The following is a 914-nucleotide window of genomic DNA, read 5'->3' as shown; positions in this document are numbered from 1 at the left end:
AGCCAGCGTCGATGACGAGTCATCAGAGCTGGCGGGCGCTTCAGGGCATCTGAGTCGTTTGCGCAGCAAGTGACTCATCAGCCAAAGGCTGGCTTGGTAGCGATGTTCATCGCTATTTTCATTCCGACAGGATGAAAGCAGTTTATCGTGATGAAAATCTGCAATTATTCACTCAAAAATATCATCAATGCGTTAAATTTGTCCCCTCGATGGCTAGTTAATTGTACCCATTTAATCAAAGGTATTTTTAATGACATCACACAGTAGCGTAAAGGATAAATCGGTCGCGAATCTTCCACTTCGATACGACCCGTTTTTGAATTTTGATATGCAATATCGACCTGGCGTAAATAACAATAAAACGGGGAAAATCCGCCGTGAGTTCACCATGAAATTGGTGGCTCGATTCGGTCTGATTTCACCGAGTAACATTGCTTGGCTCTATGGCATCAGCCATCGGCAATCTCTGGAGCATTTAAATAAGCTTGTCCAAGAGCAACTGCTCTGTCTTGTTACTACCCATCGTTCCCACGATGGCCGTGTTTATACACTCACTTACAGCGGCGCAAAATACGCCGAAGAGTTACTGAATATTGCAGTCTACTATCGTGCGAAAGAACATCCGGCGCTGCAAGTGAACCAAAACACTTTAATGCACGACTTAATCATGCAGTTTGTGTTGTTAAAAGGCATCCATCATCACAAGCCCAATGGAGAGCCTAATCCGCTATGGTGTGCCATGATGACTGAGCCCGAGTTTAAACGGCGTTTTACTCACAGCAACGTTCGAAATGTGGATGGGATAGTGAGGGAGGTGGATGGAACAATTTGTGCCGTCGAAATAGAGCATTCCTTTAAGACAAAAGCCGCGCGGCAAACCATTTTATTGAAATGGCATGATGGGATAGGGCAAG

Annotated in this window: 1 protein-coding gene; it reads left to right on the top strand. The window is 45.1% G+C overall.

Going from position 1 to position 914, the window contains the following annotated elements:
* Positions 1 to 250: 250 nt before the first annotated feature.
* A partial coding sequence (locus tag K5Q99_RS21845) for a hypothetical protein (RefSeq protein ID WP_220778123.1) occupies positions 251 to 914 on the top strand: 664 nt, incomplete at its 3' end.

Source organism: Shewanella hafniensis, assembly GCF_019655335.1.
Taxonomy (GTDB): domain Bacteria; phylum Pseudomonadota; class Gammaproteobacteria; order Enterobacterales; family Shewanellaceae; genus Shewanella; species Shewanella hafniensis.
The sequence above is the reverse complement of the archived record's forward strand: the minus strand, read 5'-3'. Positions and strand labels throughout refer to the sequence as shown.